This is a genomic window from Undibacterium sp. MH2W, assembly GCF_049340215.1.
Taxonomy (GTDB): Bacteria; Pseudomonadota; Gammaproteobacteria; order Burkholderiales; family Burkholderiaceae_D; genus Undibacterium.
This window is the reverse complement of sequence record NZ_JBMPPA010000004.1, coordinates 517,434-526,085: the sequence shown is the minus strand read 5'-3', so window position 1 is coordinate 526,085 and position 8,652 is coordinate 517,434. Positions and strand designations below refer to the sequence as shown.

At 49.3% G+C, this 8,652-nt stretch carries 6 protein-coding genes; 4 read left to right on the top strand and 2 right to left on the bottom strand.

Going from position 1 to position 8,652, the window contains the following annotated elements:
• The 3 genes from ACO0K2_RS12925 to ACO0K2_RS12915 all read left to right on the top strand — a co-directional run.
• A partial coding sequence (locus tag ACO0K2_RS12925; protein WP_423019381.1) for an ExbD/TolR family protein occupies positions 1 to 194 on the top strand: 194 nt, incomplete at its 5' end.
• A 9-nt stretch (positions 195 to 203) separates the two neighbouring features.
• The gene (locus tag ACO0K2_RS12920) at positions 204 to 635 is read left to right on the top strand and encodes an ExbD/TolR family protein (protein WP_423019379.1); all 432 of its coding nucleotides are present in this window, start codon (positions 204 to 206) and stop codon (positions 633 to 635) included.
• Between the two features lie 182 nt (positions 636 to 817).
• Positions 818 to 2,071: a tetratricopeptide repeat protein gene (locus ACO0K2_RS12915; protein WP_423019377.1), complete on the top strand. Its 1,254-nt coding sequence runs from the start codon at positions 818 to 820 to the stop codon at positions 2,069 to 2,071.
• A gap of 221 nt (positions 2,072 to 2,292) precedes the next feature.
• Here the strand turns inward: ACO0K2_RS12915 and ACO0K2_RS12910 are convergent, their stop codons facing one another.
• The gene (locus tag ACO0K2_RS12910; protein ID WP_423019375.1) at positions 2,293 to 3,819 is read right to left on the bottom strand and encodes a transglycosylase SLT domain-containing protein; all 1,527 of its coding nucleotides are present in this window, start codon (positions 3,817 to 3,819) and stop codon (positions 2,293 to 2,295) included.
• A 164-nt stretch (positions 3,820 to 3,983) separates the two neighbouring features.
• A complete protein-coding gene (locus ACO0K2_RS12905; protein WP_423019373.1) occupies positions 3,984 to 5,816 on the bottom strand; it encodes an ABC transporter transmembrane domain-containing protein in 1,833 nt (610 codons plus the stop codon).
• 379 nt (positions 5,817 to 6,195) lie between these two features.
• Between ACO0K2_RS12905 and ACO0K2_RS12900 the strand changes: the two genes are divergently transcribed.
• Positions 6,196 to 8,595, top strand: a complete 2,400-nt coding sequence (locus tag ACO0K2_RS12900; RefSeq protein WP_423019371.1) for a penicillin acylase family protein — start codon at positions 6,196 to 6,198, stop codon at positions 8,593 to 8,595.
• Positions 8,596 to 8,652: the final 57 nt, after the last annotated feature.

Here is an 8,652-nt window from a genome sequence, read left to right as displayed (position 1 = left end):
GTCCGCTGCCAGGCGGGACAGAAGATCTGTTTGAGAAGCTCAAAGTAGAAGCCGTGAAGGTACCGCAACCGGAAGTCAACATCCGCGGTGACCAAAACGTCCGCTACGAGTTCGTTGGTAAAACGATTCTCAATGCCCAACGCGCAGGGATTGCAAAAGTGGGCTTCGTGATCGAACCACCACCACGCAACTAAAGGAAGATTATGGGAATGCAAATAGGTTCCGGCAGCTCTTCAGCCGATCCGGAAGTGATGATAGAAATGAACATGACGCCGTTGATCGACGTTATGTTGGTGTTGATCATCATGCTGATCATCACTATTCCAATTCAGAATCACTCAGTGAATCTGAACATGCCGACGAATGCGCCGTCCAAGCCGACAGAGCCGCCAGTGGTAATTAACATTGACGTCGATTTCGATGGAACGGTATTGTGGAACGGTGTTGCGGTTGCAAGCCGTGGCGAATTGGAAAGCAAGCTGACAGAAGTGGCAAGCAATCCAAATCAGCCAGAGGTTCACCTGCGTCCTAACGCAGTGGTACCGTACAAATCCGTTGCTGCCGTGATGGCTTCTGCCCAGCGTTTGGGTGTGACCAAAATCGGTATGGTAGGTAATGAGCAGTTCTTGAAGTGATCACGACATTTATTGTGGTTTGAGCACTTCAATGTTTAAGTCTTGATGTATCATTGAAAACTGGCAGGGTGATCCCTGCCTTTTTTCATATTTGCGGAATCTGGTGCCTTTCATGCCAAGCTTTGGCACAATAGTGGCACGGTTTTTGAGTTTATTAAATTTATTGATTGAGAGATCAACATATGAAGCAACTTCGCTTGTCTCGTATCGCTGTATTGGTTGCAGCGATTGGCTTTGCTGCCGCGCCTGAATTAACTAACATTGCTGCCAATACTGCTCACGCAGAAGAAGCAATGCGCCCTGAAATTGGCCGTATTGTCCAGTCCGCGGGTGAGTTGTATAAAGCGAAGAAGTACAAAGACGCCTTGGCGAAAATTCATGAAGCAGACGCTGTCAGTGGCAAGACCGCCAACGAGAGCTTCACCATTGAACGGATGCGTTTGTCCATCGCTTCCGCAGCTGGTGATAACGATTCCGTGATTCGTTCCGCGGAGGTGATTGTTTCTGCAGGCAAGTTGCCTTCTAAAGATCAGTTGCAAATGATTCAGGTACTGGCTAATGCTTATTACAAAGCAGGTAACTATGCGAAAGCGGCCACTTGGTATAACCGTTACTTTGCTGACGGCGGCACAGACCAATCTTTGCGTCCATACATGATTCAAGCAATGAATCAGGGCGGCGATAGTTCTAAAGCGCTTAAAGAAGTCATGGCAGATATGGCTGCAGATGAAAAAGCAGGTCGTGCACCAAGCTTGGCAAATCTGGAGTTTTATGCAAATGCTGCCCTGAAACAAAAAGACATGGCAGGTTATTCCAGCGCGCTGGAAAAAATGGTGTCTTACTATAACAAGAAAGAGTACTGGGTAAATCTGCTCAACAACATCGAGCGTAAGCCAGGTTACTCTGAACGTTTGAAACTTGACCTCTATCGCTTGAAGATCGCATTGGGCCAAGTGACGAAGACTTCTGATTTTATGGATTCCTCACTGATGGCAATCCAAGCAGGTTTCCCTGCAGAAGCCACAAAGATCATCGATGCAGGCTACAAAGCAGGTGCATTGGGTGCAGGGTCTGATGCTGAACGTCATAAGCGTTTGCGCGACATGGCAACAAAAGCGCAAGCTGAGGCAGACAAGGGTATGGCGGCTGCACAAGCTGAGGCGCAATCAAGCAAAGATGGTACTGGTTTGCTCAACATCGGTTATGCGAACGTGACCGCAGGTAAGTTTGATCAAGGTTTGGCGATGATGGAAGAGGGTATCAAGAAAGATAACCTGAAACACGTCGATGACGCTAAATTGCACCTGGGTATCGCTCAGTTGCAAGCAGGCAAGAAAGCTGCTGCGATCAAAACGCTGAAAACAGTGCAAGGAAACGATGGCACTGCTGATTTGGCACGTTACTGGATTATCTACGCGAACCAGTCCGGCAAATAATCTGGTGTTGGATTCCAGATCCACTACCAGACGTTTTTAACGTATATGGTGGTGAGCATTTCCGCTGTATAACGCAGCGGAAATGCTAGGTTCGGTTAACGCTGTTCGTTGGTGTTGGCCAGCGTTAGTCAGGTTTGCTCTGGATTTCGGAAAAAAAGGGGTGGCATTTATTTGCCACCCCTTTTTGTTGTTTGGGTACAGATGCTACCCGGCTATTTTGCTTATCCGTGACGTTTTTTCGGTGTTTTCACGTGCGCTACCAATGCGCGCGAAGGTGCTGCATGTGCAGGGGTTTTGCTGTGGGATGCCACTGTTGTGCGGTTATTTTTATTCGTCACCGGTACTTGCAGATGTAAGGTTTGCCCGTTTGATACGCTATCGTGTTTCAGGTTGTTCCATGTCCGCAAATCTGCCACGCTGACTTGATAGCGCTTGGCGATTGAGTTCAGGTTGTCGCGCTTACCGACTTTGTAACTGATCTGGCGCGTTGTCACTGCTTTTTCGATCACTAACTGCGCTTTATCGGCCAACTCTGGTGCGATATCGTTATCCGCTGTTTTGTCCGATTTCGGTACGAGAATCGTTGAGCCCGCTTTCACGAGCATTTTTGCTGGAATCAGATTGACGTCTCGCAGCAGATCCGGCTTGACACCTAAGCGTGAAGCCAAATTCTCGACCTTTTCGGTCTTTTGAACAGACATGGTCGACCAGCTTGAAAGTGGCCCCTGCCATTTGCTCAAGTTTTCTTTGAATAGGGCGGCATTATCTGTTGGAAGCAGAATCTTCGTATTGCTGTTGCCAGTAATCACAGGGCGGTTAAACTGAGGATTCAACGCATTGAATTCATCAAGCGATAATTCAGCCAATTGCGCCGCAACCCGCACGTCGATATCACGCGTTTTATCGACAGAAACGAAATAAGGCTGATTTTCCAGCTTAGGGAGCGCAATATTAAATTGCTCTGGGTGAGCGATGATGTTTTTTACTGCTTGCAACTTCGGCAGATAATTTCGCGTTTCTGGCGGCATTAAAGGCGACATGCTGTCGAAATCAATGGGAAGTCCGAGTGCTTGCTGCTTTTTAATCGCTCGCTGCACGGAGCCTTCGCCCCAGTTATACGCGGCTAATGTCAATTGCCAGTCGCCGAACATACCATGCAGGCGTTCGAGATAATTCAATGCTGCATCGGTCGAATCCAGCACGCCACGACGATCATCCTTAAACATATTTTGTTTGAGGTTGAAGTCTTTCCCGGTTGCCGCCATAAATTGCCACATGCCGGTGGCTTTGGTCGTTGAAATGGCTTGGGGGTTAAAGGCTGACTCAATGAAAGGCAATAAAGCCAGTTCCGTTGGCATACCCCGTTTCTCGAGTTCTTCTACGACGTGGTAAAGATACCGCGATCCGCGCTGAACAGTCCGTAAGATGTAATCGGTTCTGGTGCTGTACCAAGTCAGTTGGTTATTAACGAGTTTGTTATCCAAGTCTGGAATCGCATAGCCTGCACGTACACGTTCCCATAGGTCTATTTCTTTACTGCCGTAGTTGAAATTCGGGAGCTCTGTGTTGAGTTGAGTCGTTGCTATGTTACTGCTTGTGCTAGGAGGGAGACCTTTGGCGTCGCTAAACACAGATGTTTTTGTGAGGGCGAGCATGGATGGTGTATCTGCGTAACTAGATTGCGGCAACGTCCATATCAGTAGTGCGGACAAAACAGCAAGGTGAGTGGGGCGTCGTAATCGTTTCATAGGCAGGATGAGGTGCTCATCGACCATCGTCGATATAGAATCCAAGATCGTGAGAGTGTACGCAAGGGCGGATTGTCACGTCAAGGAAAATGTCTTGATGATTCCTTCGGGAAAAAACCGATTCGTCGGAATTTTTCCTTGCGGTAAGTTTTAATCGTTGCCTTTTATTCTGCCGGTTCATTTGTGCCTTGATGCACATTGAACTGTAACGCCGCCAAAGTCGCATAGACGCCTCCGAGTTCCACGAGGGAGTTGTGCGTCCCACTTTCAACGATGCTGCCTTGATCCATCACGATGATTCTGTCTGCGCTTTTTACGGTAGCAAGTCGGTGCGCGATGATGAGTGTTGTCCGATTCTGCATCGCCACTTCCAATGCGCCTTGGACTAATCGTTCCGATTCAGCATCCAATGCACTGGTCGCTTCATCGAGCAAGAGGAGGGGGGGATTTTTGAGCAAAGCGCGGGCTATCGCGATGCGTTGTCGCTGACCGCCAGAGAGCCGAACGCCACGCTCACCTAAAAATGATTGATATCCTTCGGGAAGTTTTTCAATAAATTCATGGGCTGCCGCCATTTTTGCGGCGGCGATCACTTCTTCGTCACTTGCATCATCCCGACCATAACGGATATTTTCTATCGCATTGGCTGAAAAGATAATCGTTTCTTGAGGGACGACGCCAACCGCTTGTCGAAGCGCGTGCAATTGAAGATCGCGAATATTCACACCATTGAGTGTAATGGTGCCCTGTTGCGGATCGTAGAAGCGCAATAGTAGTTGGAACAGCGTTGTTTTACCTGCGCCAGATGAGCCGACAATGGCGACCGTCTCACCGGCACGAATGTCTAGACTGAGGTGAGAGATGGCGTTGGTATTAGGGCGAGACGGATAGTGAAAGCTGATATCACTTAAAGACAGTGTCGCACCTGGTTGATTGATTGCGGCGTGGTGCGGCAGCGCGTGAGGATGCGTTGGATTTTGGATCGGCGATTCGACCGCCATCAAATCGAGCAGGCGTTCCGTCGCACCCGCTGCGCGCTGTGCGTCTCCCATGACTTCAGAAAGAGCACCGAGTGCGCCCGCTACCATGGAGGCGTATAAGATAAATTGGCCAAGCTCGCCACCGCTCATGGTTCCTTCGATAACCGCATGGGCACCCAGCCAAAGAACAAAAACGATCGCACCGAAAACGAGCAGGATTGCGATCATTGTTAAGAGTGATCGTGCGCGTATCCGACGCATTGCCGTCTGAAAGGCATTCTCAACCGAACTAGAGAAACGCTTTGCTTCAATGTGTTCATGGGTAAAAGCTTGTACTGTCGGCATGGCATTGAGGATTTCGCCAGCGATGGCGGAGGCATCGGCAATTTTATCCTGCGAGTCACGTGAAAGCTTACGCACTCGGCGACCGAAGAGCACGATCGGTAAAACGACGAGCGCTAAGAGGACGATGATAATGGCGCTTAATTTGATGCTCGTGACAAAAAGCATGACCAGACCACCGATAAATAACAACGCGTTCCTTAATGCCATTGAGATACTGGTGCCAACGACTGTTTGTATCAGCGTGGTATCGGCGGTCAGGCGGGAAAGCACCTCGCCAGTCTGCGTCGTTTCAAAAAATTGCGGACTTTGAGTTACGACGTGAGCGTAGACTTTACTTCGGATATCGGCCGTCACACGTTCGCCTAACCATGAAACCATGTAGAAACGCGCTGCAGTGGAGATTCCAAGGACTGTCGCAACGCCAAACAAGGCAAGAAACGTGAGGTCAACGTGACGAATGCTATGACCTCCCGTGCCACCAAATCCCATATCAATCATTTGCTTAAACGCAGCGGGGATCGCGAGCGTCGCTCCCGCCGCAATCAGCAAGGCGATGCCTGCAAGAAAGAATTGCTTCTTATATGGACTTAAAAAAGGTAGAAGTCCCTTGAGCGTCGTGAGACTGCTTCGCTGGCTCGCATTGGTTGTGGGTGTCGGTGTGGTTGTGCTCATGGGGTATGGAGTGAGTCGTGCGAAAAAACAGGGCAAGACGGTTGGTGGATAAATAACACAATGGATGCGCCATGCAAGAATTTCAAGCACATCTTCTATTATCGCTCAGACTGCGTTGTAACGTATTGCATGAAGGCACCTAGGAGTACTCATTTCGTTATCTTGGGCGGAAGCCGTCAAAAGGTCGTGCAATGCGTCGATCGTTGAGTCCCCCCGATCGCCTGATCACGAGATGGGCTTGCGTTAATCCTCGTAAAAAATCGTCAAACTACAACGCTCCTCGCGTTTTTTGTGGTGAAGATGGCAAAATTGCCTTTACTATAGAGAATGCGGTAAAAAGCTGCGCGTAGAATCTTCTTGTCCCTGAAACGAAAGCGGAATGATGAAACAACTTTTAAAGCGAGGTGCAGTCGCACTCTTGGTATTAGTGGTTCTGTGTTTTCTGGCGTTAGGTTGGTATTTACATACAAAAAAAGTACAGCGTGATGGAACAGTCGCGTTATCTGGACTCTCTGCGGCGGTGCAGGTGACCTACGACGAACGTGGCGTTCCGCATATTCAAGCCCAAAATCAAACCGATCTGTACCGCGCGCTAGGATACGTCCACGCACAAGATCGTTTGTTTCAGATGGAGATGGTGCGCCGGCTGGCGCGTGGCGAACTGGCTGAGATTCTGGGGCCAAAACTAGTCGACATGGACCGACTTTTCAGGACGCTCGGTTTACGTGCTTTTGCAAGTGATTATGTCGAAAAAATGGATAAAAATTCTCCGTCCAGCCGAGCATTAATTGCCTATCTCGATGGCGTTAATCAGTTCCAGGCATCCCATCCTGCACCCTTAGAATTTGACCTGCTCCATATTCCCAAAAGACCGTTCACTGTTGAAGATACGATCGCTGTTTCTGGTTATATGGCGTATAGCTTTGCAGCCGCCTTTCGCACTGAGCCTGCGCTGACCGCCATCAGAGATAAATTGGGTGCGGACTATTTAAAGATATTTGATCTCGACTGGCACCCTCAGGGCGTCGTACAACAGCCTCTTGCTTTGGCGAGCAAAGATTGGTCGACGTTGGACAAGATCGCAACACTAAGTCAGGCGGGTATCGAAGAATTAGCGATTCCTCAATTGGAGGGGAGTAACGCTTGGGTTGTTTCTGGCACACACACCGCCAGTGGGAAACCCTTGCTTGCGGGCGATCCGCACATTGCTTATTCTGCCCCTGCTGTGTGGTATGAGGCGCAATTATCTGCCCCAGATTTTGAGTTGTACGGTCATTTCCAGGTCTTAAATCCGATGGCGCTCTTGGGACACAACCAGCAATTTGGCTGGAGTCTCACGATGTTCCAAAATGATGATATTGATTTGGTCGCCGAAAAAGTGAATCCAGAACATCCCAATCAAGTGTGGGTGCATGGTCAGTGGGTTGAGATGACAACGCGTGAAGAGCTCATTCAGGTCAAAGGCATGGCGCCAGTGAAGCTCTCATTACGCCATTCTCCACATGGACCCATTATTACGGATGCATTTAAAGACAATTATGGCGATGTGCCTATTGCGATGTGGTGGGCATTCCTCGAAACCGATAACCCTGTTCTTGATGCCTTTTATGAACTCAACCGTGCGGACACGTTGACCAAAGCCCGTCAGGCTGCCAGTAAGATTGGTGCGCCGGGGTTGAATGTCGTTTGGGCTAATGCGAAAGGGGATATTGCGTGGTGGGCGTCGGCGAAGCTGGTAAAACGGCCTGCGAATGTGAATCCTAACTTTATCCTTGATGGCACGTCCGCTGATGCGGATAAGACGGCGTTTTATGATTTTGCCGATAATCCTCACGAAGAAAACCCAGCGCGTGGATTTATCGTGTCGGCTAATTTTCAACCAGTTTCACCGACAGGCATCGCTATTCCGGGTTATTACAATTTATACGACCGAGGGCAGCGCTTGATTCAGCTCTTGGGTCAGCCGGGGATGAAATGGGATACGAAAAACTCCCAAGCGCTGCAATTGGATGTGAAAACAGGCTATGCCGATCGGGTGTTAAAGCCATTGCTCCCCGTCTTGAATCAAGTGATAAAGTCACCTGAGGATGGTCGTCTGCTGGATATTTTGACCAAGTGGGATGGAAATTACCAAACGAATTCCATCGCACCGACTTTATTCGCGCAATTGATCTACCAGATTGCTCACAACACGATGGCAACGCGCCTTGGCGAAGTCCAGTTTCAGAATTTGCTCAGAACGCGGGCATTAGATTTTGCCCTGCCACGGTTATTAGATGATCCGCAATCGGTGTGGTGGGGAACCTCTTCGGATTCCCATTTCGATGCGCGCCAGTCGATGCTCGCCGGTGCGTGGAATGACAGTATGGCGCACTTGCGTCAAACATATGGTAATGACACGACCAAGTGGCAGTGGGGCCTTGCCCATACGCTGACACATCGCCATCCGTTGGGGCAACAACCACCATTGGATAAGTTGTTTAATATCGGACCTTTTTCCGTGCCCGGCGGACGTGAAGTGCCTAACAATTTGTCCGGCCCCATTGGTCCTGCCCCTTGGTCGGTCGCTTATGGTCCTTCAACGCGCCGGTTGATTGATTTCGCTGATACGACGAAAGCGCTGGGGATTAACCCAGTTGGTCAGAGCGGCGTTTTGTTTGATGCTCATTACAACGATCAGGCGAAACTATTTGCCGCTGGCGAGTATGTGAATGAGCATACTGAAAAAACGGATGTCGCGTCCCATGCCCGAGAACATTTAGTGCTGCAGCCGCATTAATAATGATTATCTTCATGGTAACTTATTGTCATTCGATTCATCATTTGCAGCTCCGGA